The 25,632-nt window shown below is 71.5% G+C and carries 17 protein-coding genes; 4 read left to right on the top strand and 13 right to left on the bottom strand.

Going from position 1 to position 25,632, the window contains the following annotated elements:
* Position 1 precedes the first annotated feature (1 nt).
* The gene (locus MNO14_RS03340) at positions 2-529 is read right to left on the bottom strand and encodes a hypothetical protein (RefSeq protein ID WP_241945376.1); all 528 of its coding nucleotides are present in this window, start codon (positions 527-529) and stop codon (positions 2-4) included.
* The gene (gene mrcB / locus MNO14_RS03335; RefSeq protein ID WP_241945375.1) at positions 526-3,012 is read right to left on the bottom strand and encodes a penicillin-binding protein 1B; all 2,487 of its coding nucleotides are present in this window, start codon (positions 3,010-3,012) and stop codon (positions 526-528) included. Before mrcB ends, MNO14_RS03340 begins: the two co-directional genes overlap by 4 nt.
* Before the next feature lie 122 nt (positions 3,013-3,134).
* Here mrcB and MNO14_RS03330 point away from each other — a divergent pair, with 122 nt between their 5' ends.
* Positions 3,135-5,252 (top strand): glycosyltransferase, encoded by a 2,118-nt coding sequence (locus MNO14_RS03330; RefSeq protein ID WP_241945374.1) that lies wholly within the window; start codon positions 3,135-3,137, stop codon positions 5,250-5,252.
* Here the strand turns inward: MNO14_RS03330 and MNO14_RS03325 are convergent, their stop codons facing one another.
* Positions 5,253-6,806 carry a hypothetical protein gene (locus tag MNO14_RS03325; protein ID WP_241945373.1) on the bottom strand — a complete coding sequence of 518 codons (1,554 nt, stop codon included), beginning with the start codon at positions 6,804-6,806 and terminating at the stop codon, positions 5,253-5,255. It lies immediately after the preceding gene.
* Between the two features lie 46 nt (positions 6,807-6,852).
* A complete protein-coding gene (locus MNO14_RS03320) occupies positions 6,853-9,009 on the bottom strand; it encodes a bifunctional (p)ppGpp synthetase/guanosine-3',5'-bis(diphosphate) 3'-pyrophosphohydrolase (protein ID WP_241945372.1) in 2,157 nt (718 codons plus the stop codon).
* A gap of 64 nt (positions 9,010-9,073) precedes the next feature.
* On the opposite strand from MNO14_RS03320, the gene MNO14_RS03315 reads away from it, so the two are divergent.
* Together MNO14_RS03315 and MNO14_RS03310 are read left to right on the top strand one after the other, a co-directional pair.
* Positions 9,074-9,604 carry a hypothetical protein gene (locus MNO14_RS03315; RefSeq protein WP_241945371.1) on the top strand — a complete coding sequence of 177 codons (531 nt, stop codon included), beginning with the start codon at positions 9,074-9,076 and terminating at the stop codon, positions 9,602-9,604.
* 285 nt (positions 9,605-9,889) lie between these two features.
* Positions 9,890-10,300, top strand: a complete 411-nt coding sequence (locus MNO14_RS03310) for a transposase (protein WP_241945370.1) — start codon at positions 9,890-9,892, stop codon at positions 10,298-10,300.
* A 122-nt stretch (positions 10,301-10,422) separates the two neighbouring features.
* On the opposite strand, the gene hrpA is transcribed toward MNO14_RS03310, so the two are convergent.
* Positions 10,423-14,550 (bottom strand): ATP-dependent RNA helicase HrpA, encoded by a 4,128-nt coding sequence (gene hrpA, locus MNO14_RS03305; protein WP_241946247.1) that lies wholly within the window; start codon positions 14,548-14,550, stop codon positions 10,423-10,425.
* 88 nt (positions 14,551-14,638) lie between these two features.
* Here hrpA and MNO14_RS03300 point away from each other — a divergent pair, with 88 nt between their 5' ends.
* The gene (locus tag MNO14_RS03300; protein WP_241945369.1) at positions 14,639-15,211 is read left to right on the top strand and encodes a Dps family protein; all 573 of its coding nucleotides are present in this window, start codon (positions 14,639-14,641) and stop codon (positions 15,209-15,211) included.
* 96 nt (positions 15,212-15,307) lie between these two features.
* Here the strand turns inward: MNO14_RS03300 and MNO14_RS03295 are convergent, their stop codons facing one another.
* The 8 genes from MNO14_RS03295 to pilQ all read right to left on the bottom strand — a co-directional run bounded on the left by MNO14_RS03295 (position 15,308) and on the right by pilQ (position 25,629).
* A complete protein-coding gene (locus MNO14_RS03295; RefSeq protein WP_241945368.1) occupies positions 15,308-16,687 on the bottom strand; it encodes a dicarboxylate/amino acid:cation symporter in 1,380 nt (459 codons plus the stop codon).
* Between the two features lie 47 nt (positions 16,688-16,734).
* On the bottom strand, positions 16,735-18,420 hold the full coding sequence (locus MNO14_RS03290; RefSeq protein WP_241945367.1) for a BatD family protein: 1,686 nt from the start codon (positions 18,418-18,420) through the stop codon (positions 16,735-16,737).
* Positions 18,417-20,162 carry a VWA domain-containing protein gene (locus MNO14_RS03285; protein WP_241945366.1) on the bottom strand — a complete coding sequence of 582 codons (1,746 nt, stop codon included), beginning with the start codon at positions 20,160-20,162 and terminating at the stop codon, positions 18,417-18,419. Before MNO14_RS03285 ends, MNO14_RS03290 begins: the two co-directional genes overlap by 4 nt.
* On the bottom strand, positions 20,159-21,178 hold the full coding sequence (locus MNO14_RS03280; protein ID WP_241945365.1) for a VWA domain-containing protein: 1,020 nt from the start codon (positions 21,176-21,178) through the stop codon (positions 20,159-20,161). The genes MNO14_RS03285 and MNO14_RS03280 overlap by 4 nt, the downstream gene beginning before the upstream one ends.
* Positions 21,175-21,633 (bottom strand): DUF4381 family protein, encoded by a 459-nt coding sequence (locus MNO14_RS03275; protein WP_241945364.1) that lies wholly within the window; start codon positions 21,631-21,633, stop codon positions 21,175-21,177. Before MNO14_RS03275 ends, MNO14_RS03280 begins: the two co-directional genes overlap by 4 nt.
* Position 21,634: 1 nt before the next feature.
* A complete protein-coding gene (locus MNO14_RS03270; RefSeq protein ID WP_241946246.1) occupies positions 21,635-22,567 on the bottom strand; it encodes a DUF58 domain-containing protein in 933 nt (310 codons plus the stop codon).
* A 22-nt stretch (positions 22,568-22,589) separates the two neighbouring features.
* A complete protein-coding gene (locus tag MNO14_RS03265) occupies positions 22,590-23,582 on the bottom strand; it encodes a MoxR family ATPase (protein ID WP_241945363.1) in 993 nt (330 codons plus the stop codon).
* Positions 23,583-23,733: 151 nt separating this feature from the next.
* A complete protein-coding gene (gene pilQ / locus MNO14_RS03260) occupies positions 23,734-25,629 on the bottom strand; it encodes a type IV pilus secretin PilQ (protein WP_241945362.1) in 1,896 nt (631 codons plus the stop codon).
* Positions 25,630-25,632 lie beyond the last annotated feature (3 nt).

Genomic DNA, 25,632 nt, shown 5'->3' with positions numbered 1-25,632 from the left:
ATCAGTAGCGCTGCGGGCCAGCGACGCGGCAGCCGTCGGCCTGCGTGCGTGCCGCGGTCGCGCCAGCAGTATCACCCGAGGCGAGCCGGACCTGTTCTAGCGTGATCCAGTGCCGACGACACAGCGGGCCCACCTGGCTGCCGATCGCATGCGCACGCTCGGCCAGCTCCGCCGCGCGCGGGAACTCGCGTTGCAGGATCGCCAGCTCGGCGCGCTCCTGCAGCAGCGCAGGGTCGTCGTGCACGATTTCCATCGCCTGATCGAGCGCGGCCGCAGCGCCAGCCACGTCGCCCTGGCTTTCGAGTGCGACTGCGCGTTCGCGCAGATCCTCGACCATCGGATCGCGCAAAGGCTGCACCGCCAGCTCACCGTCGCCGTCGCCGCTGGCGGCGCGGATCGCCGCGACCATCGCCTGCGGCGCGAGAGTGGTCGCTGGCGCCGCGGCGGGGACGGATGCGGGCGGTGTGGTGCATGCGGCCAGTGCAAGCACGGCGGCGCAGCAGGCGGCGCGCAACAGGAAGGCGATCATCGGGGCGTTTCCTCGGCAGGCGGTTGGGCCGCGGGTTGGGGCGGCGATTGCGGTTGCGGCGGCGCGGGCGGTGCATCGTCGCGATCGCGGCGGCCGAAGCCGAACCACTCGCGCCAGCCGCGCCGCTCGGTTTCGATCGGCACACCATTGGCGTCGACGGGATTGCCGTCCTGATCGATGTAGGTCGGCTGGCCGTCCTGGCCGTAGCCGCGGCACGACTGGTACGGCGGCGCGTAGCCAGCGACGAACGCGAACCGGCGTGCGCCCGGGCAGTCGGCATCGGTCGCCATGGATTGCGCCACCCACTGCCATTCCAGGCCCTCGCTGCCGACGTCGAGCGGCGCACTGGGCAGCCGCGAGAACAGCCCCGACCACACCCGCATCGCGCCGGTCGCGCCGACCAGCCCGGTCTGCTCATTCTGGTCATTGCCAACCCACACCACGCCCAGATGGTCGCCCGTCCAGCCGGCGAACCAGCTGTCGCGCCCGTCGTTGCTGGTGCCGGTCTTGCCGGCGGCGTTGAGCCGACCCAGGCCATCGTTGACCAGCCGTCGCGCAGTGCCCGAGGTCACCGCGTGCTGCAGCGCGATCGTGACCACGCGCGCCGACAACGCATCGCTTTGCTGCGCCGGGCTGGGCTGGGTGTCGTAACGGTTGACCACGCGCCCCTGCTCGTCGATGACGCCGCGCACAGTGCGCAGCGTCTGCACTTCGCCGCCCGATGCCAGGAACTGGTAGAGCTGGGCCATTGCATAGGGGCTCTGGTCCATCGCGCCGAGGATCAGCGCCGGATTGGCCTCGGCGCGGATGCCGGTGAGCATGTGCACCACATCGGCCAGCGCGCGCGGGCCGACATCCATGCCCACGCGCACGGTGGATTGGTTGTACGAACTGGCCAGCGCGTCGATCAGCCGCACCGTGCCGTGACTGCGACCGTCGGCGTTGCCGGGCGACCAGCGTTTGCCGTTTTCGAGCGTGACCGTCACCGGCGAGTCATCGACCCAACTGGCCAGCGAATAGCGGGTGGGGTTGCTGAGCGCGATCAGGTAGACGAAGGGTTTGAGCAGCGATCCCACCGGCCGGTGGGCTTCGAACGCACGATTGAAGCCATGCTCGCTCGGCACGCGGCTGCCGACCGCGGCGATGACCTCGCCGGTGTGCACGTCGGTGACCACCAGGCCGGCCTGCAGTTCCGGGCGTCCGCGCGTGCCCAGCTCCTTGAGTGTGCGCACGGTCGCGCCCTCGGCGTAGGCCTGAGCGGAGGGCACCATCGCGCTCATGACCGACAGCCCTGCCCCCTGCAATGCGCCGGCCGGATAGTCGTTGGCCAGCTGGCGGCGGATCAGGTCGACGTAGGCGGGAAAGCGGTTGGCGGCGATGTTACCGGGCGTGTCGGTCACGCCCAGCGGGCGGGTCAGCGCCCGGTCGTAGGTGGCCTGGTCGATGAGCCCGCTCTCGCGCATCTTGCCCAGTACGAAGTCGCGCCGGGCCTGCGCGCGCTCGGGCTGGCGCCGCGGGTCGTAGTAGGACGGGCCGCGGATGATGCCCACCAACAGCGCGACCTGCTCGGGCTCGAGATCGTCGATCCGGCGCCCGAACCAAAACTCGGCGCCGGCGGCGACGCCGTGGATCGCCTGCGCGCCACGCTGGCCGAGGTACACCTGGTTGAGATAGGCCTCCAGGATCGCGCCCTTGTCGTAGCGCGCCTCGATCAGCAGTGCGTAGAGGACCTCGTTGAATTTGCGTGTGTAGGTCTGCTCGCGGCCGATGCCCAGTAGACCGCTGCGCGCGAGCTGCTGGGTCAGCGTACTCGCGCCCTGGCGTGCCTCGCCGGCGCGCAGGTTCACCAGCGCCGCGCGCGCCATGCCGCTCAGGTCGATGCCGTGGTGGTGTGCGAAGTCCTTGTCTTCGACCGCCTGCAGCGTGTCGGTCAGCAACTGCGGTACCTCCTCCACACGGACCAGGCGCCGCTCCTCCTGCTGTTGCCCGTACAGGGTGGCGATGCGCGCCGGGTCCAGCCGCGCGGCCTCGATCGCACCGCCTTCGCCATCACGCAGCCGCGAGATGCGGCCGCCCGACAGCGACACCTGCACGCGCGCGGGCGCAACGACGCCGTCGACATCGCGATAGCCGCGGCTTGCGATCGTCCAGCGTGCGCCCTCGGTGGCGTAGGTCCCGGGCTTGACGCCGTCACCTTCGCGGTAGCCGGCCGCGGCCAGTTCGGTCTTGAGCGTGGCGGCATTCATCGCCACGCCCTGCGCCAGATGCAGCGGTCGGGCGTAGACACGCGTGGGCATCTGCCAGCGCAAGGCGCTGAAACGCTCGCCGACCTGATGATTGAGGTACAGGGTGTAGGGAATCAGGAAACCGAGTCCCAGGCCGATCAGCGCCAGCATCCAGCTCAGGAGGCGGCGGTGCCAGGTCGACGGCGCTGCGCCGTCATCGTCGAGATCGTCGTCGTCTTCGTAATCGATCCGGGCCATGGATGTCCTGCACCCGCGGCAGCGGGTCGATGTGGGTGACACAATAGCGCCGGGCAGTCTATCCCAGCGCCTCCGGGCGGGATCGGGCGGCCTCCCCGACCAGTCAGCTGGAGTTCCGACGCATGTCGTTTTCCCTGGCCGATGCGCGCTTCCGGGTCGTCCGGGCGCTCGGCCTGTTCCGCCGCGGACTCGCGAGCCTGCGCATGCGCGGGCTGCGCGCGACGTGGCAGCGGGTGGGCGCGCAGTTCGGCGTGTTCGCACCGCGCGCGCGGCGGGCGCTGCTCGCAGCCGACATGGGCGCGTTCGCGCCGTTCGACATCCCGTTCCACGCCGCACCCGCGGTGTCGATCGTGGTACCGGTCTACGGCCATCTGCCACAGACCCTGGCCTGCCTGCGCGCGATCGCCGCGCACCCGCCGCGCGCTGCGATCGAGGTCATCGTCGTCGACGATGCCAGCCCCGACGACAGCGCGGCGACCCTGGCCCGCATCGGCGGCCTGCGCCTGCACGCGATGCCGGCGAACGCGGGGTTCATCGGTGCCTGCAATGCGGGCGCGGCGCTGGCGCGCGGCGGCCATCTGCTGTTCCTCAACAACGACACTGTGCCCCAGCCCGGCTGGCTCGACGCGATGCTCGCGACCTTCGACCGCGAACCCGATGCCGGCATCGTCGGCGCGCAGTTGCTCTATCCCGACGGCCGCCTGCAGGAAGCGGGCACGATGCTCGTGCGCGACGGCCGCGGCGAGAACCGCGGCCGGTTCGCCGACCCACTGCATCCGCAGCTGCGCTACTGCGCCGACGTCGATTACGTGTCGGGGGCGGCGCTGATGCTGCCGCGCGCGCTGTTCGAACGTCTGGGCGGCTTCGACAGCCGCTATGCACCGGCCTACTACGAGGATGCGGATCTCGCGCTGCGGGTGCACGACGCCGGGCTGCGGGTCCTCGTGCAGCCCGAGGCCTGCGTGGTTCACCTGGAGGGTGCAAGTGCAGGCACCGACCTGTCGCAGGGCATGAAGGCGTCGCAGGCGCGCAACCAACCGGTGTTCGCCGCACGCTGGGCGCACGTCCTGGCGCAGCGGCCCGCCGATCCGGTGGCGGCCGGCCAGTTGCCGCGCGCCGGGGTGCCCCAGGTGCTGATCATCGACAGCGTGACCCCGATGCCCGACCGCGACTCGGCCTCGCTGCGGCTGGTCAACCTGATGCGGCTGTTGCGCGAGGCGGGGATGCACGTGGTGTTCCTGCCGGCCGACCACCGTCACCTGGGCGCGGCCACGCAGGCGCTGCAGGCGATCGGCGTTGAGGTCTGGTATGCGCCCTATGCCAAGAGCGCGGCACATTGGATGCGCACGCACGGCAACCGGTTCTCGCGGGTGATGCTGTGCCGCCACTACATCGCGCACGAGTTTCTGCCGCTGGTGCGCCGGCATGCGCCGCAGGCGCAGGTGATCTTCGACACCATCGACCTGCACTACCTGCGCGAACTGCGCGGTGCAGAAGTCTCGGGCGATCCCGCGCTGCGCCGCGCCGCCGAGCGCACGCGGGCGCAGGAGCTGGACGTCGTCCGCCGCTGCGACACGACCCTGGTCGTGAGCCCGAGCGAGGTCGCCCTGCTGGCCCACGATGCGCCCCAGGCCCGGGTGGCGCTGCTGTCGAACCTGCACGAGGTCGCCGGGCCCGGGCGGCCATTCGCGCAGCGGCACGATCTGGTCTTCGTCGGCGGCTTCCGCCATCCGCCGAACGTCGATGCGGTGAAGTGGTTTGTCGGCGCGATCTTCCCGGCGATCCGCGCACGCCTGCCGCAGGTCCGCTTCCACTGCATCGGTGACCACGTCGACGACGCCATCGCCGCCCTGGCCCGGGTCGACGGCGTGGTCATCCACGGCCACGTGCCGGACATCACGCCCTACATGGACGGCTGCCGCATCGCGGTCGCGCCGTTGCGGTTCGGGGCCGGCGTCAAGGGCAAGGTCAACCTGAGCATGGCCCATGGCCAGCCGGTGGTCGCCACGACCTGCGCGGCCGAAGGCATGCAACTGCACGACGGTCATGACGTGTTGCTGGCCGACCAGGCCGATGCGTTCGCCGATGCGGTCGTGCGCCTGTACGACGATCCAGCGCTGTGGGGCCGGCTCGCAGAACACGGCCTGGACAATGTCCGACAGCATTTCTCTCTCGATGCGGCGCGCCGGACCGTCCACGCGGTGTTCGTCGACGGCGCTAACGACCGCGCGCAGCCCTGATCAGCCGCTGTTGAGCGACGCGGTGCGCAGCCGCTGCGCGAACTCGGCGTGCCCCGGCACCCCCGGGTCGATCTTGCGCGCCGCCGCCAACGCGGCTTGTGCGCCGGCGAGATTGCCCGCGCCCAGGCGCTCGTCGCCAATCGCCAGCCAGCGCTGGGCCAGCCGCCGCCGCGCATCACGGGCCGCGGGCTCGCCTTCCCCCAGCGCGATCCGGGCGTCGAGACAGGCATGCGCGCGCGCGAGGTTGTTGGCGCGCAGGCCGGCGTCGAAACACTGGCGGGCGCCGGGCAGCAATCGCGCCGAGGCGCGCGTGACCGCCGGATCGTCGGGTGCCAACAGCCGGGCGGCGCGCACGCGGTCGTAGGCGCTGTCGCCCGGCGGGGACATCAGATCGCCGCGCCCCTGCGCAGCGGCCGCCTGCTGCAGCAGGGCCGCCACCCGACGCCGGCGCTCCTGGGGCGGCAGTTGCGTGCCGCGGTCGGCATACACTGCGCGCGACCGCTCGATCCGCGATTCGGCCGCGCGCACCGCCTCGCTGTCGGGCGCCAGCGTCTGCGCCTCGCGCAGCTGCGCATCGGCGTCGGCGAAGTTGAAATCGCGGGCATAGCGTTCGGCGCGCTGCGCATACGCCGCGCCCGCATCGAGCAGCCCGCGCTGCGCGGCGGCGTCCTCGGCATCGAAGGCCAGCACGATCCGCCACTCGGCGACGGCACGTTCGACGCGCCCATCGGCCAGATGCGTCGCCGCACGCCGGCGCAGCGCGTCGAGCTCCTCGGTCAGGCGCGCCTGGGTGTCGGGGAGGTCGACGTGGCCGGGATCGTAATCGCGCGCGGTGGCGACCAGCGCCGCCGCACCGCGCAGATCGCCGTCGCGCAGCCGCGCGCGTGCCCGCTCGAGCAGCGCAGCCAGCGACTCATCGCGCCCACGCAGTGCATCGCCGTTGCCAGGCTCGATCGCAAGCACCCGCGCGTACAGCGGCAGCGCCGCATCGGGCCCGGCATCGAGCCGCCCCAGCGCCTGCGCCGCCTGGGCCTGGCGCAACAGTACCTCCGGCGCCGCCCCCCCGGCCTCGAGCGCGCGCAGCCGCGCGTCCAAGGCCTCGATCGCGTCGCGCGGCGCGGACAGGTCCTGAGCCAGCTTGAGCGCGCCCCGTGCGGTGTCGAAGCGCCGCGCCTCGACGGCGGCGCGGGCCTGGACCAGCGCGGCGTCCGCGACCTGCGACAACCCAGCGCGGGGACGCACATCGTCGGGATCGAGCGCCTGCGCGGCCTCGAACAGCTGCCGCGCGCCACTGCCGTCACCGGCGTCCAGGCGCCCCTCCGCGACCGCCTGGGCGGCATCGTCGAGCAGCGCCTGCACTCGCGTCTCGGGCCACAACCGGTCGACAACCAGCACACGGACGCCGAACACCAACAGCGCCAGGCCGATGCACGCCGCCAGCGTGAGCCCTGGCCAGCCGCGCCACCAGGGCGCGTCGGCCGAAAGCGCGCGCCACGGGCGGGCGGCCAGGCGCCGGGCGGGCGCAGGTCCGTTGGAGAGATCGTCGCCGTTCACGCCGCGCAGTATGCGAGATCAAGCTGAACACCGGTGTCGCGATCGTTCACGCCCGCCGCGCCAGCTCCACGCCGGGCACGCTGTCGAGCTTGCCCAGCAGCCGTGCCAGCTGGCCGTAGTCCGAGACCCGCAGGCGCAGCCGCAATTGCACGCGCGAGAGCCGGTGGTGCTCGCTCTGGATCGCCAGTACGTGCACGTCCTCCTGGGCGATCAGGTTGCTCAGGTCCTTGAGTAGATGTCGGCGATCGACCGCCTCGACGACGACATCCGACTCGTGGCCGCCGCGCTGCTCGCCCCACTCGACCGGCAGCACCCGTTGCGGCTGGCCCGCCGACAACCGCAGGAACGACGGGCAGTCGCGACGATGTACGCTCACGCCCCGCGCGCGGGTGAGGTAGCCGGCAATCGGTTCACCCGGGACCGGGCGGCAGCAGCGGGCGACCTGGACCAGCAGGTTGTCCACGCCGACCACCCGGAAACTCGAATCGGCCGCCTTGGGCGCGCGACGTGGCCGGCGCAGCGGCAATGTGGGCGCATCGTCTTGTGCAGGCGCGTGACGTTCGCGCTCGATCTCCAGCAACGCGCGGCCGATCTGGTTCGGCCCCACATCGCCGAGCGCGACCAACACGTAGAGATCGTCCACGCTGCTCGCGTTGAAGCGCGACAGCACCGGCGCCAGGTCGGCCTGCAGCAGACTCAAACGGCGCAGATCGCGCTCCAGCAGTTCGCGGCCGGCCTGCACGTTGCGCTCACGATCGAGCTTGTGGAACCAGTTGCGCACCTTCTCGCGCGAGCGCGGGCTTGCCAGAAAGCCATTGGCCGCGACCAACCAGTCGCGCCGTGGCGACGGCAGCTTGGCGGTGAGGATCTCGACGCGCTCGCCAGTCCGCAGCACGGTATCGAGCGGCACGATGCGGCCGTCGACCTTCGCGCCGCGGCAGCGGTGCCCAACCATCGTGTGCACGTGGTAGGCGAAATCGAGCGGCGTCGCGCCCTGCGGCAGATCGATGATCTCGCCCTTGGGCGTCAGCACGAAGACCCGGTCCTCGACCAGTTCAGTGTCGAACGCATCGGCCAGGCCCTCGGCCCGTCCGGCGTCGGTATGCGATTCGAGCAGCCGCCGCATCCACTCGATCCGGCGCTCGAGCGCGGCGCTGCCGGCCGGCGCGCGCTGCGAGCCGCCGGTCTCCTTGTAGCGCCAGTGCGCGGCCACGCCCAGTTCGGAGGCCTCGTGCATCTCGCGCGTGCGGATCTGCACCTCCAGCGTCTTGCCTTCCGGCCCGACGACTGCGGTGTGCAGCGAGCGGTAATCGTTGTTCTTGGGCCGGGCGATGTAGTCGTCGAACTCGCTGGGGATCGGCGTCCACAGGGCGTGCACCACGCCCAGCGCCGCATAGCAGGCCGGCACATCGTCGACCAGCACGCGCACCGCGCGCAGGTCGTAGAGCTCACCGATCGGCACCTGCTTTTTCTGCATCTTCCGCCAGATGCTGTAGATGTGCTTGGGTCGGCCGGCGACGTCGGCGTGTACGTCCTGCGCGGCAAGCGCTTCGCCCAGTTGCGAGCGCACCTGCTCGATGTAGCGCTCGCGGCCGGCGCGCTTGTCGTCGAGCAGGCCGGCGATGCGGCGGTAGGTCTCGGGCTGCAGATAGCGGAACGCCAGGTCCTCGAGCTCCCACTTCAGTTGCCAGATGCCCAGTCGGTTGGCGAGCGGCGCATGGATGTCGCGCGTGAGCAGCGCCAGCGCCCGCCGGGTCGGTTCGTCGGCGCGCACCGCCGCGCGCATCTGCGCAAGTTGCCGGGCCAGTAACACGAGCACCACGCGCAGATCGCGCACCAGCGCCAGTAACAGCCGGCGCAGGCCCTCGGGGTTACCGCTGCCGACGTGTTCGGCATGCAGCGACCAGACCTGATGCGCGGCGCGCAGACCGTCGAGCAGCGGCACCAGCGCCGGCACGCGGGTGCGCAGCGGCTCACGCCAGGCCGGTACCGCATCGGCAATCGCCGCGGCGACCACGTCGCCATCGGCGCCCAGCAGCGCCAGCGACGCCAGCGTGTCCTGCAGCACGGCCTCGTCGCACTCGGCCACAACCTCGGCCGCGACGGCCGCCTCCCGCAAGGCCGCGCGCAGGGCCGGCCCGAGCACCGCCGTGGAAGGCAGCGCCAGCAGGCGATCCGGCAGTGGGCCGGCAGGCTCGGACATGATGTGATCAGGACGGTCGCAGGAGCGTCTACACTAGCCCGCGACCCCGTCCGAGGAACAGAGCATGCGTGCATTCCACTGCGTCCTGATCGCCACCGCGCTGGCGGCCGCCCTGCCCGCGTTCGCACAGCAGCCCCGGATCGAGGATCGGATGAGCGCCGCGGAGTTTCGCGCCGCCGGTCTGGGCAAGCTCGACGACGCCGAGCTCGATCGGCTCAATGCGTGGCTGGCCCGCCAGGCCGGTGCGCCGGCCGCCGCTGCTGCGGTGGGTGGCGGCACCGATGTCGAGGCGCGGATCGCGCAGGCCCGCGAGGAAGGCCGCCGCGAGGCCGCCTCCGCCGCCACCGGGCTGCCTGCACAGGCGCCGGCACGCGAGCCGATCGAGAGCACGATCGTCGGCGCCTTCCAGGGCTTCGCCAGCGGCCGGCAATACACCCTCGCCAATGGCCAGGTCTGGCGCCAGATCGACGGCGCGACGCTCTCGGGCGCCCGCGGCACCGATGTCGGCGTGCGCATCCGCCCCGGCATGCTCGGCGCCTGGTGGCTGAAGGTCGACGGCTACAACACACAGGCCAAGGTCGAGCGCGTGCGCTGAGCACGCCGCGCCCGGCGACGCTGTGCGCAGCGCGCGGCGCTTGACCGGACCCGCGAGCGCACACCGCCGTCTGCGACGCCACCGGGAGCTCGAGCGCGGTACAGCCAGTGCCCCGCGTCCGCCTGCGTGCAGTGACCGGGAAGTTCCCGCCCTCGCCACGCGGCATCTTCCTAAGCGCTGGGCGGGGGATGCCCGATTCGCGTGTCGCGGCGTGCGAGGCACGCTGTCGGCATGCCCAGTCCACGGCCCCAACCGCTCCCGCGCTCCACACAAGGCGCGTACTACGTGGTCACCGCGGTCACCTACGGCCGCGTGCCCTGGCTGCGCGACCCGCTCTACGCCCGGATCGCGCGCCATGAGATCGAGACCTGCGAGCGGCAGGGTTGGCTGCGCTCCGAAGCCTGGGTGCTGATGCCTGACCGGGTGCACTGGCTGTTCGAACTGCGCGTCCCGATGCTCGGCCAGGTCGTGCAGACGTTCAAGTCGCAGACCGCCCGCGCGATCCGCGGCCACGCCCGCGGCGCCGGTTCGATCTGGCAGGCCGGGTTCACGGATCGGCGGCTGCGCCGCGACGAGGACTTGGCAGACCACGTTCGCCGGCTCGTCGCCCATCCACTGCGGACAGGCCCGGCGGAGCAGTTGAGTGATCACACGCGCTGGTGGGCCCGGCATCCCGAGGCTGTGCCCGAGAGGTGAGCCGTCTGCGAATGGCCAGGGCCATCGTCGCACGCGCTAACGCGGCTGCTACCGCGCGCCGCGGCGCCCAACCCATCACGCCGGAAAGCCGTGGGGAAATCGGACGCTTGCGCCGCGCAGATTCAGGCCGCGCGCAACGCCGCGACCCGGGTCGCGAGCTTTTTCGCCGACACGCCGCCCTTGGCGCCGAGTTCCTGCGCGAACAGCGAAACGCGCAGTTCTTCGATCTCCCAGCGCAGCCCTTGCCATTGCGCGTCATCGGCCAGACCGCGAGCGCCGGCATCGTGCAGTGCGTCGACGAACGGTTTGACATCGAGCATGCGCTGCTGATCGCGTTGGGGGTCGCGTAATGCGCGCTCTGCGCGCAGCGACAGTGCGCGCAGCCAGCGCGGATACTCGGCCAATGCCGCCGCTGGCACATCGCGCAGGAAACCGGGTGGCACCAGCGCCGCGAGTTGCGCCTGCATGTCGTCGAGGTTCGCGCGCGCCCACCCCATCAGCTTCGAATCCAGTCGTCCGCGGATCTCGGCAACCAGGTCGAGAATCGTCTCGGCACGCTGCAGTCGTGCCATCGCCTCGCCGAACAGGGCCTTGCCGATCGTGTCGCGATGCGCGGCGAACGCGTCGGCGTCGCGAATCGTCTCCAGGTCGTCATCGAGCAACGCGGCGAGCGCGCCCTCGACCAGATCCTCACGCAGCCGATCACCCGGCCGGTCGGCCGCACGCGGCGCCAATGCTTCGATGGCCGCATACAACAGCGCGGTCTTCGGGGCCACCGGCAGTTGCTTGCGCGCCTGGCGCACACGCTCGGCAAGTGCGATGCGCAGCAGGCGGCGCACGCCCTGCGGGTGCAGACGCCGCGCCTGCGCCGGGTCGGCATGGACGGCCAGCGACACGCTGTCGCCATCGTCCTGCAGTGCCGGATACGCCGGCAGTCCGCCGGCCCCGGCGATTGACACCGGCACTGGCTTGTCCGGGAATGCCGTCAAGCCGCGCTGCTGCAGCCCATCGGCGACATTGGCGGCGAATGCACGCGCGGCCTGCGCACCGAAGCGGGCGCGCAGCGCCTCAAGGTCGCGAGATTCGGCCAGCACGGTGCGTGCCTTGCGGTCGCGGCCGACGTCAACCAGGCGCAGGTTCGCCCGCAGATGCGGCTCGAGCGCGGTCTCGTCGAAGTCCGTGGCCGCGATCTCCACGCCGCCAAGCTTTTTCAAGAAGCGCGCCAACGTACCGGCGAAGGTATCCGCATCGCCGTCGCGCCAGGCCTGGGCGAACGCGCGTGCGAAGTCAGGCGCCGGCACGAAATTGCGGCGCAGCGCCTTGGGCAGGCTGCGGATCAGCGCCGCCGCCTTGTCCTCGACGAATCCCGGCGCCAGCCACGACAGCCGCGCGGGGTCGATCGCGTTGAGCAGGTGCAGCGGCACCGACACCGTCATGCCATCGTCGGGCGCGCCCGGCTCGAACCGGTACGACACCGCGAGCCGCGCGTCGCCGAGCGCGATGAACGCCGGGAACAGATCGGCATCGACGCCGTCTGCAACCAACAGGTCGTCGCGGCACCACTCGAGTGCGCGTTTGGCCGCTTCCGGCGCCTTGCGATACCAAGCGTCCAGCGCCTGGGACGAGAGCACGTCGGACGGAATGCGTTGCGCGTACCACTGCGCCATCCAGTCCTCGTCGACGACCAGCCCGCTGCGCCGCAGCTTGGCCTCCTCCTCGCGCGCCTGCGCCAGCGTGCGCAGGTTGCGTTCGAGAAATCCCGCGCGCAGGTCGATCTCGCCGGTCGCCAGACCGTCGCGCAGGAACAGCGCACGCGCCTGATCGGGATACAGCCGTCCGTAGTCCACCGGCTTCTTGGGCGCGAGCACCAGACCGAACAAGGAGATCTGCTCGCTGCCGATCACCCGCCCCTGCGCGCGCGACCAGCGCGGGTCGTGATGACGTCGCGAGAGCAGGTGATCAAGCTCGGCAATCACCCAGTCCGGTTCGATCGCGGCATTGGTCAGCGCCCAGACCTTTTCGGTGTCGAGCAGCGTCGCCGACAACACCCACGGCGGCGGCTTCTTCGCCAGCGGCGAGCCGGGAAACAACTGGAACCGACGCCCACGTGGCCCTTCGTACTGCCCCGAATGGCGTCCCCCGCCAGCCGGATCGGCGCGATGGCCGATCTGCGTGGGCAGCCCGGCGAGCAACGCACGGTGCAAGGCCACGTGCGCGCGCATGGCCGCCTGCCCGCGCGCCCGCGCGTTCTCGGTCTCGTCCCCGGCCGACGCCTGCGAGACGACCGAGGTCTCCACCGACCAGCCCAGGTCCTCGCACTGCAACTTGAGCTGCCGATGCAGTTCGCGCCACTCGCGCATCCGCAGGAACCCGAGAAAGTGCCGCTCGCACCATTTGCGCAGCTGCGACTGGGTCAGGTCCGCATGCGCCTGCCGGTACGCGTCCCAGAGCCGGACGATGCCGACGAATTCCGAGCGCGGGTCGGCGAACGTCGCATGTGCGGCGTCGGCCGCGGCGCGCTGGTCGGCCGGTCGCTCGCGCGGGTCCTGGATGCCCAGAAACGATGCGATCGCGAGCATCTCGTGCAGGCAGCCGTGCTGGTTCGCCGCGACCAGCATGCGCGCCAGCTTCGCGTCGATCGGCAACCGCGCCATCGTGCGGCCGTGCGCCGTCAATCGCCGGCCGTCGTCGATCGCGCCCAGCTCGGTCAGCTGCTGCCAGCCGTCGGCAACCGCGCGCAGATCGGGCGGCTCGACGAATGGAAAATCGGCGATCGGATCCAACGCCGGTGGCGGCGCGTCGCCGCCTCGACGGCCGCGCCGCGCACGCGGTTCGCCATCCCCGCCCAAGCCCAGCGACAGCATGCGCAGGATCACGCCGGCGAGCGCCGCGCGCCGGATCTCCGGATCGGTGAAGCGCGGCCGTGAGGCGAAATCCGCCTCAGAGAACAGGCGGTAGCACACGCCCGGCGCGATGCGTCCACAGCGGCCCTTGCGCTGATCGGCGCTGGCCTGGCTGATCGGTTCGATGTGCAGGCGATCGAGCTTCTGCCGCGGACTGTAGCGCTTGACGCGCGCCAGCCCTGGATCGACCACGTAGTGGATCCGCGGCACCGTCAGGGAGGTCTCGGCCACGTTGGTCGCCAGCACGATGCGGCGCAGCGGCCCCGGGTTGAACACCCGATCCTGGTCGCGCGCCGATAAGCGCGCATACAGCGGCAGGATCTCGGTGTGCCGATACTTGCGCCGCTCGAGCGCCTGGTGCGCATCGCGGATTTCGCGCTCGCCCGGCAAGAAGATCAATGTGTCGCCGGTCCCGCGCTCGGCCATGATCTCGTCGCAGGCCGCAAGAATGCCGTCGAGCACCGAAACACCGGGGTCAGCGTCGATTTTCCCCTGCCCGCGCGGCGCGCCGTTCGCAGCTGCTGCGATATTCGGCTCTGACCCCGGTTCTTCGCCGAGGGGGCGGTAGCGGACTTCGACGGGGTAGCCGCGGCCTTCGACGTCAACGACCGGTGCGTTGCCGAAATGGGCGGAGAAGCGTGCGGTGTCGATGGTCGCCGAGGTGACGATCAACTTCAGGTCCGGTCGCCGAGCCAGCAACTGCTTCAGGTAGCCGAGCAGGAAATCGATGTTGAGGCTGCGTTCGTGCGCTTCGTCGACGATCAGGGTGTCGTAGGCCGAGAGCCAGCGGTCGGAGGCGATCTCCGCCAGCAGGATGCCGTCGGTCATGAACTTGACCGCGGTGTCCGGGCCGATGTTGTCGTTGAAACGGACCTGGTAGCCCACTGCAGCGCCGATCGGCACCTGCAGCTCCTCGGCCACGCGCCGGGCGACGGTGCGCGCGGCGATGCGCCGGGGCTGGGTACAGCCAATCATGCCCGCCGCGCCGCGACCGGCCGCCAGGCATAGCTTGGGCAGTTGGGTGGTTTTGCCCGAGCCGGTCTCGCCGGCAACCACGACGACCTGGTGCGCCTGGATCAGCGCGACGATCTCCTCGGCCTTGCCGGCGATCGGCAGGACCGGATCGACCGCCGCCTGGGGCAGCTTGCGCGCCCGCGCCTCGCGCCGCGCGAGCGAGGCCTGCAGCCGGTTTGCGAACGCATCGCGCGCGGCCGGGTCGCCGGGCGTGCGCCGCCAGCGCGCCCACAGGCCCAGCAGCGGCCCGCGATCGCGCGAGCAGGCAGCATCGACCGACGCGCGCGCCCGGCTCAACGCCGCATTCACCTCGTTGTCGCTGGAATACTCCATCACGCTTGCGAATCCGCTTCCCAGTCTCATATCGATCGCGAAGGCCGCGTATTGTGGCCGCAATCCCATCCCACAGGAGTCGTCGACCATGGCCAAGGCCAAAACCAAACCTGCTTCCAAGTCCAGCCAGAAGCGTTCGTCGGTGGCGCCCGCCATCGCCTCGCCCGATGCGCGCTCGACCGCGCCGGCCATCGATATCGGGATCAGCGACGCCGATCGCAAGCAGGTCGCCCAGCACCTGTCGGTGTTCCTGGCCGACGCCTACACGCTGTACCTGAAAACCCATAACTTCCATTGGAACGTCACCGGCCCGATGTTCAATGCGCTTCACGTGATGTTCGAGGACCAGTACACCGAGCAGTGGAACGCGCTGGACGAGATCGCCGAGCGCATCCGCGCCCTGGGCTACAACGCGCCGGGCTCCTATGCCGAGTTCATCGAGCTGAGCTCGATCAAGGAAGAGCCGGGTCTGGAGAAGTCGCCCGACTGGCGCGAGATGGTGCGCCAGCTGGTACTGGGCAACGAAGCGGTCTGCCGCAGCGCGCGCAAGGCACTGGAAGTCGCTGACGATGCCGACGACGATCCGACCGAGGACCTGCTGACGCAGCGTCTGCAGACCCACGAGAAGAACGCCTGGATGCTGCGGTCGCTGCTGCAGTAACCGTCATCCATGTCACTCGCCCGGCGCCGCGATTGCGCGGCGCCGGTGCAGGCCTGAGGAGCGCCCGCCGGGCGCCAATCTTCGCCCACCGCCGCGCTATGCGCGCGGCGGGGTCGCCTCGTCCGGCCCGTCAACCTCGCCACGCGAGACCAGCGCGGCGATGCCCAGATCACCGGTCACATTGACCGTCGAGCGGCACATGTCCAGGAAGTGGTTGACGCCCAACACCAGGCCGATGCCCTCGGCCGGCACACCGACCATGGTGCAGATCAGCGCCACCACCGGCAGCGAGCCCGACGGGACGCCGGCAGTGCCGATCCCGCCCAGGATGCAGACCAGCATCACCAGCACCTGCTGGCCGATCGACAGATCGACCCCGAAGAACTGGGCCAGGAAGATCACCGTCACGCCCTCGAACAGCGCGGTGCCGTTCTGGTTGGCGGTCGCGCCGATCGTCAGCACGAAGCGCGAGACCTTGCGCGGCAGTTTGAGACTCTCGTCGGCCACGCGCAGGGACGTGGGCAGCGTGGCATTGCTCGATGCGGTCGAGAACGACATCAGCATCGCTTCCTGCGCGCCGCGGAAGAACGCCAGCGGCGACCAACCGCCGAACAGCCGCAGCGCCAGCGAATAAGTCACCAGCATGTGCAATGCGAGCGCGCCGACCACCACTGCGACGTAGGCACCCAGGCGGACGAGCAGGTCCCAGCCGAACAGCACCGCCAGGTTGAACATGAAGCAGAACACCGCAATCGGCGCCAACCGGATCACCAGCCCGATCAGTGTCATCGAGACGTCGAACAAGCCCTCGATGCCACGCTTGAGCGCGGCCGCGGCCTCGGACTTCGTCAGCACCATGCCGATACCGAACATCAGCGCGAAGAACATCAGCGCCAGGATGTTGGCGTTGTCCGATGCCGCGCCGACCACGTTCTGCGGCACGATCGACAACAGCATCTCCATGCCCTTGGCACCGCTGCGACTGTCGCTGACGATCGCCTCGGTGCGCTGCGCGCTCTCGGCCAACAATTGCTGGGCCAGCGCCGGATCGACGCCCGCGCCGGGGCGGAACAGGTTGACCATCACCAGCCCCAGCAGCACCGCCAGGCCCGACAACACGATCGTCCAGGCCAGCGTGCGCCAGCCGATCCGCCCCAACGAGGCGACATCGCCCATCTCCGACACACCGACCACCAGCGCCGAGAACAGCAACGGCACGATCAGCATGAAGATCAGGCTCAGGAACAAGGTGCCCAGCGGTTCGGTGACCCAGGCCACGAACGTCGCGACCAGCGGCCGGCACTGCCAGCCCGGCTCGGCGACGGCGCAGGCGGCCGCACCCGGATCGGTCGGCGCCCACGCCGACAGGCCGGTGTAGTGGGCGAGCATGCCGAGCAGCAGACCGGCGGCAAAGCCGATCGCGATCTTCCAGTGCAGCGGCAGGCGAGCGCGGGAGGATGCGAGCGGACGGGGCATGGCGTGATCGCTGCGGGAAAGCAGCGGAGGCTAGCAGGAAGCGCGCCTCAGCGTCGCGGATAGAGCGGCGGCAACACGGCCTCATCATCGGAGGGCGCCGCGCCGGCCCGGATCGCGCCGGCGCGGAAGGCCTGGCGCAGCGCGGCGCGCGCGGCCACCAGATCGCCGTCCCCCCAGCGCGCCCGCTGCCACTGCGCGAGCGCGTCGCGCTGGCCGGCATCGCCGAGCGCACGCCGCAAGGCCTCCAGGTCCGCCACCGGCGGATTGATCAGCGCGCGCAGCGCCGCGTCCACCTCAGCCGGGTCCCCGGTCTGCAACACGGTCGCCAGCGACGGCCCGCCGATCCGCGCCCTCGGCACCGGCGCGGCGCCCGGCACCGCGGCGACCAGCCCCCGCGCTCCGGCGCGCGCGCGTCGCAGCCCATGCCAGGCCACGACGCTGGTCGCCAGCCACAGCAGCGCGAACAGCGCCGCCAGCCACGGCCAGAGGCGACTGCCGTCTCCATCCGCCCCAGCGACGGCCGACACGCCCGACGTGGTCGCCACCGCCTGCGCGTCGGCGTCGGCATTGGCGGCGTCGCCATCGCCCGGATCCACCACCAGACGCAGATCCGGCGCCGCGCTGGTCCGAGCGGCGCCTGCGCGGACATCCCACCATCCCACGCGGGGGCCGGCCACCTGCAAGGGACCAGCAGCCCGCGGCACGATCGAAAAGCGGCGGGTCATGCGCACCCGCGGACGGCCCTCGTCGAAGCTTTCGTCGTACTGCGGCGGTTCGGCCAGTACCTGCGCGCCGTCGGGCGTCGGCAAGGTAATGTCGGGCAACTGCGTGCCGACCGCGCCATCGAAGGTCGCCTCCAGCGTCAGCGTGGTCGCAGCCCCGGCGCGGCCGCGCTCGGGCTGCTCGAGCCAGCGCAGGTCCAGGTTCCGCAACGGCAGCCAGGGCTGCGGCGCGTTGCCGGGCATCGCGCGCACCGACAGCGCGGTCACCGGGCCGTTGGCCGACAGTTGGCGCGGTCCACGATCGAACAGATCGTCGAAGAAGCCGCCGCCAGCGCCGCGCCCCTCGAAGCGCGCGCCGGGAATCGTCAGCGGCCCGCTGCGCTCGGGCACGAGCAGAAAGCGCCGTTCGACCACGTTGTAACGGCGGCCCTCGAACTCGCGGCTGTAGGTGATGTCGTTGCCGATCCGCTGCAGCGACGCCCCCTCAGGCTCGGGCTGCTCGAGCTGGCCCGAGACCAGCGGCACGGCGTAGTGCAGCCGCAGGGTGTAGCCGACCGCCTGCTGCACGTAGGGCGTGTCAGTCTCGAGTTCGGCCTCGACGAACGCGGCCGCGCCGTCGCGAGCCGATCGGACCGGCGCAGGGCCGACGGTCAGCGACAAGGCGTCGGTGCGCGCGCCACCCACCCGCAAGGGTGGGACGGTCAACTGGCCCTCGCGCCGCGGACGCAGCGCCACGCCGAACAGCGCGCGCTCGATCTGGCGCCCATTGCGAATCTCGACCTGGCGCCGGCTGGTGTGCCCGCTGAGTTCGAAATCGCGAGCCAGCCCGCTCCAGTCGGGCACGGCGACGGCTTCGTCGGTTTCGACATTGAGCGTGGTGGTCTCGCCCAGCGCGATCGAGTCCCGGTCCAGCCAGGCGCGGGTCTCCGCCTGCAGGCTTCCGGCCATGCAGGCGAGCAGCACCCCCACCAGCACCGTGGCGCCACGCCATATCCGCAGTCCGGTCCTCATCGCCGTGCCTCCGCGCCGTGGCGCCGCTCATGTTCGATCCGGAACTGCGCCCGCAGCAGCCCGCCCGGATCGTCGGGCACCCGCCGCAGCCAGGCCTGGTTGGCCTGCTCGCGCTCACGGTGCGCGTCGGCGTCTTGCCGGTCGGCAGGCGTGGCGTCGCCGGGCGCCTGGCTGCCCTCGCCCGCGTCTTCGAGTGCCTGCTGCATGCGCTCGCGCATGGCCTGGTCGGTGCGCTGCTGGGCGGCCTCGTCGGCGGGCGGGGCGGCCTCCGGGGGCGAAGGCGGCGCATCGGGGCGCGGCGCGCCGTCGGACGAGGGCGCAGGCTGCGGCGCGCCGCGGTCGCCCGTCCGGCCTTCACCCGGATCCGGTCGTCCGGACTGGCGCTGCTGGTCGCGCGGCGGCGCGCGCGGATCGTCGCGTGGACCAGGCGGCGGCTGACGGCGGCGCGCCGCATCGACCGCGGCGCGATTGGCCTGCGCATCGGCCATATCCGGCTGCAACCGCAGCGCGTCGTCGTAGGCGGCGATCGCCTCGTCGAACCGCCCCAGGCGCGCCAGCGCATTGCCGCGGTTGTAGGCGGCGTCGGCGCCCGGCAGCCCGGTCCAGTCGCGCAATGCGTCCTCGTGGCGCCCGTCGCGATACGCCGCCGCGCCCTGCTCGAGTTGTGCGTGGGCGATCTGGTCGGCGCGCCGCCAGGCTGTGCCAACGGGCGGCTGCGCGGCCTGCGCCGGCAGGATCGGCCAGACCAGCACCACCGCCAGCACCGCGACCGCGGCCCCACGCCGGAACGCCAGCAAGACCAGCGCCAGCAACGGCAGCAACAGCCAGTAACCCTGATCGGCGATGCGCCGGGTCCGCACGTCGCCGTCGGCCGCAGCGCCGGTCCCGTCCGCGTGGGCCTCGCGCAGCCCGAGCGCGTCGAGATCGCCGTCGTCGGCGGTCAAACGATGCCAGCGCCCGCCACCGGCGGTCGCCAAGGCCTGCAGCGCGGCGGCATCCAGGCGGGCGTGGCGCAGCGCGCCGTCGCGATCGCGATAGGCCGCGCCGTCCGCGCTGCCCAGGCCCAGCACCGAGACCCGATAGCCCATCCGCGCCGCGGCGGCGGCCTCGCGCACCGCGGCCCGGTTGGCGCCGTCGGTCAGCAGCACGATCTCGCCGCGCAGCGCATCGCCCTGGCGCAACAACCGCGTCGCCTGCTCGATCGCGCGATCCGCGCGCTGGCCGTCGACCGGCATGATGTCGGGCGCTAATGCATCGAGATACAACGCGACATTTGCGGCATCGTCGGTCAGCGGCGCCACCGTGTAGGCGTCGTCAGCATAGGCCAGCAGCGCCACCGGCCCCTGACGCAGCGCGAGCAGGCGCGCGAGTTTGGCCCGCGCCTGCAACAGCCGCGACGGCGGCAGGTCGGTCGCCGTCGTCGCTGACGACAGGTCCAGGGCGACGACCAGCGGCGTCGCCGCGACGGACGCCAACGGCACGTCGACCTGGCGCCAGCCCGGGCCGGCCAGCGCCAACACCGCGAGCAGGCCCGCGCACAGCCACGCAGCCAGCGCCAGCAGCCCGCGCCCACCGGGGCGGCGCTCGAGCAGGTGCGGCAGCAGATGTGGATCGACCGCCTGTCGCCAGGCATCCTCGCCCCGCCGACGCGCCCACCAGACACCGGCCAGCACTGGCAGCACCAGCAAGGCCCACAGCCAGGCCGGCCGGGTGAAGACCACGTCGGGCCAGCCACCGCTCATCGCGCCCCCCACATCGGCAGCCGCCAAGCGCGCGGCACCAGCGCCAGCAGCAGGAACACGCAGCCGGCGGCCAGCGGCCACGGATACCGTTCCACCCGCGCACGCAGCGCCGGTCCCGGCGTCTCGACCGGCTCGAGCCGGTCAATCTCGGCATAGATCCCGGCCAGTGATTCGGTGTCGCGGGCCCGGAAGGCACGGCCGCCGGTCGTATCGGCGATTGCCTGCAGCGCCGCCTCGTCGATCGCCGGCTCGCCGCCATCGGGCAGGCGGAAGCCCAGCATCTGCAAGCCGTCCTCGTCGCTGCCGAAGGCGATGGTGTGCACGCGCAATCCGGCGTCGCGCGCCAGTTCGGCTGCCTTCTGCGGGCGCAGCGCGCCGGCGTTGCTGACGCCGTCGGTCAGCAGCACCAGTACGCGTTCGCCTTCGCCGTCCTGCAGCCGGCGCACCGCCAGCGCGATCGCATCGCCGATCGCAGTCTCGCGCCCGGCCAGCCCGACCACGGTCCGGTCCAACTGCTGACGCACGCTGTCGCGATCGAACGTCATCGGCGTGACCGCGTAGGCGCGCTGCCCGAACACGATCAGCCCGATCCGGTCGCCAGCCCGCCGCTCCAGAAAGTCGGCGATCACCGCCTTGGCCGCCGTGAGCCGGTCGACCGCGCGCCGCCCGATCACCATGTCCTCCTCGCTCATGCTGCCCGACAGGTCGACCGCCAACATCAGATCGCGCGCCGTCCGCGGCGGATGCTCGGGAGGGCCGACGCCCTGCGGGCGCGCCGCCGCGATGCACAACAACGCCCAGGCCGACCACAACAGCCACGACGCCCGTGCGCTGCCGCGGCCCGCGGCCGACGTGGCGATCGACTCGAGGCCGGCATACGGCACCCGCAGCGCATCGCCGTCGCTGCGAACCGGCGGCCACCAGCGCCGCAGCGCCCAGGGCAACGGCACGGCCAGCAACATCCACGGCCAAGCGAACGCCGACAGTAGTCCCGCCATGGCCGCAGGGGTACTCATTGCCCCGCCGCCATCAACGACAGAAAACGCGCGCGGGCGGCGGCCTGCAGTGCATCGAGCGCGTCGCCATCGACGTGCCGCCGGAAGCCGCCGTCATGCAGCAGCCGGCCCACGCCGTCGACGAAGACAGGGGGGTCACCGCCTTCGTCCAGGAACGCCAGCCAGGCGTCGCCCTGCAGCCGGTCGGCATCCGCGCGCACGCGCCGCGCCGCGCGGCGCAGCAGCGCCGACATCGCGGCGATCCGTGCCGGGGCATCGATTGCCGCCTCGATCTGGGCATCGAACAGCCGCGCCCAAGCGCGGCGCCGGCGTGCACGCCGCCAGCGCAGGCCGGCCACCCCGGCGAGCACGGCCACAACCGCCGCGGCGAGCCACCACCAGCCTGGGGCCGGCGGCCACCAGCCCGGGGCGGCGGTCACATGGATGTCGCGCAGGACCAGGTCGGGCATCGCCATGTCAGGTCACCTTCGCCCGGCCGAACGCCGGTAACCACACGTCGCTCGGCATCTCGCTCGAGAGCACCGCGCAACGCACGCGCGCCGCACGCAGCGTCGCCTGTGCGCGGGCGACCGGCTCGGTGAACGCCGCTTGCCAGCGGGCATGCTGGGCCTCATCGCGCAGGTCGAGCTCCACCCGTCCCGACGCGGCGGAGAAGCGCAGCCGCGCGCGGGGCGGTGCCTGCTCCAGCGGATCGGTCAGTATCAGCACCAGCACCTGATTGTGCGCGGCCAGCGCCGGCCAGCGCTGCGCCGGCACCGTCGCGATGCTGGCGGCGTCGGCCAGCACCAGCAGCCGCGCGCCAGGCCGCAGCAGCCGCCCGGCGTGGTCGAGTGCGACCGCCAGCCCGGCATCCCCGGCAGGCGGCGCGGCATACCAGCGCGCGAGCGCATGCAGCACGCGCAGCGCGCCGCGACTGCCGGACGCCGGCGGCACCGGCGCCTCGTCATGCGTGCCGCGCAGGGCCGCGATGCGATCGCCATCAGCGACGGCCGCCCAGGCGGCGACCGCCGCCGCACGCGCCGCCTGGACCGACTTGAATCGCACCCGGCTGCCCACGTACAGCGTCGGCGCGGTGTCGGCCACGAGCAGGGTCAGCCGCTCGCGCTCGGTCTGAAAGGCCTTGGTATGCGGCCGGCCGGTGCGCGCGGTGACGCGCCAATCGATGTGGCGCGCATCGTCGCCGGCCACGTACTCGCGCGACTCGGCGTATTCCATGCCCTGGCCGCGCAGCGGCGATGGCGCCTGCTGGCGCACGCCCGCATGCGCGCGCCGGGCTGCGCCCTGCCGCGTGGCGCTCGCGCGCAGTGCGATGAGCTCGGCCAGCGCCGGGCGCACGCCCGCCTCCGTGTCCGCCGCCCTGCCCGCGTCCCGCGTTGCCGACTGCCCGATCACAACCGTCCGCTCCCGACCGTCAGGGCAACGGGACGCGGTCGAGCAAGGCCTGCACCAGGCGTTCGCCGTCCCAGCCCTCGGCGGTCGCCTCGTAGCTGGGCAGGATGCGATGCCGCAGCACGTCCGGGGCCACTGCGCGGACGTCGTCGGGCGTGACGAAGTCGCGGCCGGCGAGCCAGGCCACGGCCCGCGCGCAGCGCTCGAGTGCAATCGAACCGCGGGGACTGGCGCCCCAGGCGATGCGCGCCGCAAGCGCGGCGTCGTAGCGCGCGGCATCGCGCGAGGCCAGGACCAACTCGACCAGATAGCGCTCCACCGGCGGCGCCATATGCAGCGCGAGCACCGCCCGACGCGCTTCGAACAGCGCCGCGAGCGGCATCCGTTCGACCGCCTCGGGTCGCGCATCGAGTTGGGCCAGCGCCCGCTCCCGCGCCAGTTGCAGGATGCGCGCCTCGGCCCCCGCATCGGGATAGCCCACGCGCACATGCATCAGGAACCGGTCGAGTTGCGCCTCGGGCAACGGGAACGTGCCCTCCTGCTCGATCGGATTCTGCGTGGCCATGACCAGGAACGGATCGGGCAGTGGGTAGGTCCGGCCACCGACCGTCACCTGGCGCTCGCCCATCGCCTCGAGCAGCGCGGACTGGACCTTCGCCGGCGCGCGGTTGATCTCGTCGGCGAGCAGCAGCGGATGGAAGATCGGGCCGGCCTGGAACTCGAACCGGCCATCCTGCGGACGCCAAATCTCGGTCCCGGTCAGGTCGGCGGGCAGCAGGTCGGGCGTGAACTGCAGCCGTGCGAAATCGGCGTCCAGCCGCGCCGCGAGCGCCCGGATCGCACTGGTCTTGGCCAGGCCCGGCGCGCCCTCCACCAGCAGGTGACCATCGGCCAGCAAGGCCACCAGCAACCGGTCGACCAGCGCGGGCTGGCCGACGATCTCCTCGCTCAGGGCCTCGCGCAGCGCGACAAACCGCGCCTGCAGATGTCCCGGGTGTTCGACCGCATGCTCCATCGGGTTCTCTGTGTCCGACGCCCGTTGCGCCGCTCGACAGTGTGACCCGAACCGGGGGGCCGGGTTCAACCCGCGTCTCGGTGAGCGTCAGCCGGCGGACATGAAAACGGGGCCCTCGCGGGCCCCGTGACGTCACGCCAGGCGTCGGCGATCAGCCGATCGGGCGCTGTGCGACGCGCATGACCTTCGGGGTCACGAAGATCAGCAACTCGGCCTTTTCCTTGGTGCGGCCGCGGCTCTTGAACAGGTTACCCAGGATCGGCAGGTCGCCCAGGAATGGCACCTTCGACAAGGAAGCGCGGTCGGCGAACTCGTAGACGCCGCCGATCGCGACCGTCTGGCCATCATCGATCAGCACCGCCGTGGTCACGTTGCGCTTGCTGATCAGCGGCACCTCTCCAACATTTGGATAACTGACGGTATCAATCACCTCGTCCTTCTTGATATCCATCGCCAGGAACACGCGGCCGTCGTTGGTGATCGTCGGCGTGACCTTCAGCTCCAGCAGCACGTCCTTGAACTGCACGGTCGGCACATTGTTGCTCTGTCCGCCGGTCACGGTGAGGTAGCCGATCTCCTGGCCCTGGCTGATCGTGGCCTCGCGCTGGTTGCTGGTGACGACGCGGGGATTGGAGATCACCTCGCCGCGCTGCTCGGTCTGCAGGGCCTGCAGTTCGACCGCCCAATTGATCGTATTGCCCAGGATCGTGAACGCCAGCGACGGCGCACCACCGGTCACCGGCAGGTTCACGTTCAAGCCCCCCGGGACACCGACAGAGCCATCCTGCGCAATAGGTAGCGTGCCGCCGACATCGACCCGATCGTCGATGCGATTGCGCGTGGACACGCCGAATCGGGCGCCGAGATCGCGCGCGAACGACTCGTTCGCAATCACGATACGCGCCTCGATCACCACCTGGTCGACCGGTTTGTCGAGCAGAGTCACCAGGCGCCGGATCTCGTTGACGCGGGCGGGGATGTCGATCACCAGCAGCGTGTTGGTGCGGCGGTCGAAGCTCAGGCTGCCGCGCGCCGACAGGAAGCCGCGCTGCTGCGACGTCCCGGCGCCGGTGTTGTTGACGTTGGCGCCCATGCCGTTCTTGCTTTCCTCGGTCAGCAGCTTGGCGATGTCCTCGGCATTGCCGTAGCTGATCGGGATGTACTCGGTGGTCATCTCCGCACGCTCTTCGATCGCCAGGCGCGCGTCTTCCTTGGCCTGCTCGAACGCGGCGATCTCGCTCTGCGGGGCGACCCAGACCACATTGCCGCTGCGGCGCTTGTCGAGCGACTTGGCCTGCAGCACGATATCCAGCGCCTGGTCCCACGGCACGTTCTGCAAGCGCAGGGTCACGTTGCCGGCGACGCTGTCGCTGGCAACGATGTTGAGGTCGGACTCGTCGGCGATCAGCTGCAGCACCGTGCGCACCGGCACGTCCTGGAAGTTGAACGTCACCGGCCGGCCACTGTAGGCCCGCGCATCGGCGACGGTCGTCGCGGCCTGGCCCATGGCCGCGGCGGCGGTGGACGCACCGACCGCGCGATCGCTCGAGGCTGCGCGCGGCACGATCTCGACGATGTAGTCGCGGCCGCTCTGGTAGGCCATCGGCTCGAAGTCACCGCGGGCACTGAGCACGACCTGCGCGCCGTTGCCACTCTGGCGCGCGTCGATGCGTTGTACCGGGGTGGCGAAGTCGACGACGTTGAGCGGGCGCTGCAATTGCGCCGGCAACGTGGTGCTCCCCAGGTTGATGACGACATTGCCATCCTGCGTGCGCAGGTCGGGGGCAGCGCCCTCGCCGTCGAAGCGCAGAATCAGCTTGCCCGAGCCGCCGTCTCCACGCTTGAAATCGAGATCGGTCACCGAAACGCCGGTATGCGCCGCCCCCGCCGACGCCTGCAGCGCAGGCAGCAGCGATCCCGGTACGGCCGGCTGCGCGGCGTGCACGCCGCCGAACGCCGCCAACATGCCAATTGCCAGGCCGAATGCGCCGGCGTGGAGCGCCGACGTCCCTGCGGCCCGCGGGCTTCCCGCTTTGCTCACGGTCATCTT

It is taken from the genome of Luteimonas sp. S4-F44 (assembly GCF_022637415.1).
Classification (GTDB): Bacteria; Pseudomonadota; Gammaproteobacteria; order Xanthomonadales; family Xanthomonadaceae; genus Luteimonas.
This window is presented reverse-complemented; position numbering and strand designations above follow the sequence as displayed.

Coding starts and splice junctions, on each gene's coding strand:
- MNO14_RS03340 (WP_241945376.1), bottom strand. CDS start 529: ATGATCGCCTTCCTGTTGCGCGCCGCCTGCTGCGCCGCCGTGCTTGCA.
- MNO14_RS03300 (WP_241945369.1), top strand. CDS start 14,639: ATGGCCAAGGCCAAAACCAAACCTGCTTCCAAGTCCAGCCAGAAGCGT.
- MNO14_RS03330 (WP_241945374.1), top strand. CDS start 3,135: ATGTCGTTTTCCCTGGCCGATGCGCGCTTCCGGGTCGTCCGGGCGCTC.
- MNO14_RS03280 (WP_241945365.1), bottom strand. CDS start 21,178: ATGAGTACCCCTGCGGCCATGGCGGGACTACTGTCGGCGTTCGCTTGG.
- MNO14_RS03265 (WP_241945363.1), bottom strand. CDS start 23,582: ATGGAGCATGCGGTCGAACACCCGGGACATCTGCAGGCGCGGTTTGTC.
- hrpA (WP_241946247.1), bottom strand. CDS start 14,550: ATGGAGTATTCCAGCGACAACGAGGTGAATGCGGCGTTGAGCCGGGCG.
- pilQ (WP_241945362.1), bottom strand. CDS start 25,629: ATGACCGTGAGCAAAGCGGGAAGCCCGCGGGCCGCAGGGACGTCGGCG.
- MNO14_RS03315 (WP_241945371.1), top strand. CDS start 9,074: ATGCGTGCATTCCACTGCGTCCTGATCGCCACCGCGCTGGCGGCCGCC.
- MNO14_RS03275 (WP_241945364.1), bottom strand. CDS start 21,633: ATGGCGATGCCCGACCTGGTCCTGCGCGACATCCATGTGACCGCCGCC.
- MNO14_RS03320 (WP_241945372.1), bottom strand. CDS start 9,009: ATGTCCGAGCCTGCCGGCCCACTGCCGGATCGCCTGCTGGCGCTGCCT.
- mrcB (WP_241945375.1), bottom strand. CDS start 3,012: ATGGCCCGGATCGATTACGAAGACGACGACGATCTCGACGATGACGGC.
- MNO14_RS03295 (WP_241945368.1), bottom strand. CDS start 16,687: ATGCCCCGTCCGCTCGCATCCTCCCGCGCTCGCCTGCCGCTGCACTGG.
- MNO14_RS03285 (WP_241945366.1), bottom strand. CDS start 20,162: ATGAGCGGTGGCTGGCCCGACGTGGTCTTCACCCGGCCGGCCTGGCTG.
- MNO14_RS03290 (WP_241945367.1), bottom strand. CDS start 18,420: ATGAGGACCGGACTGCGGATATGGCGTGGCGCCACGGTGCTGGTGGGG.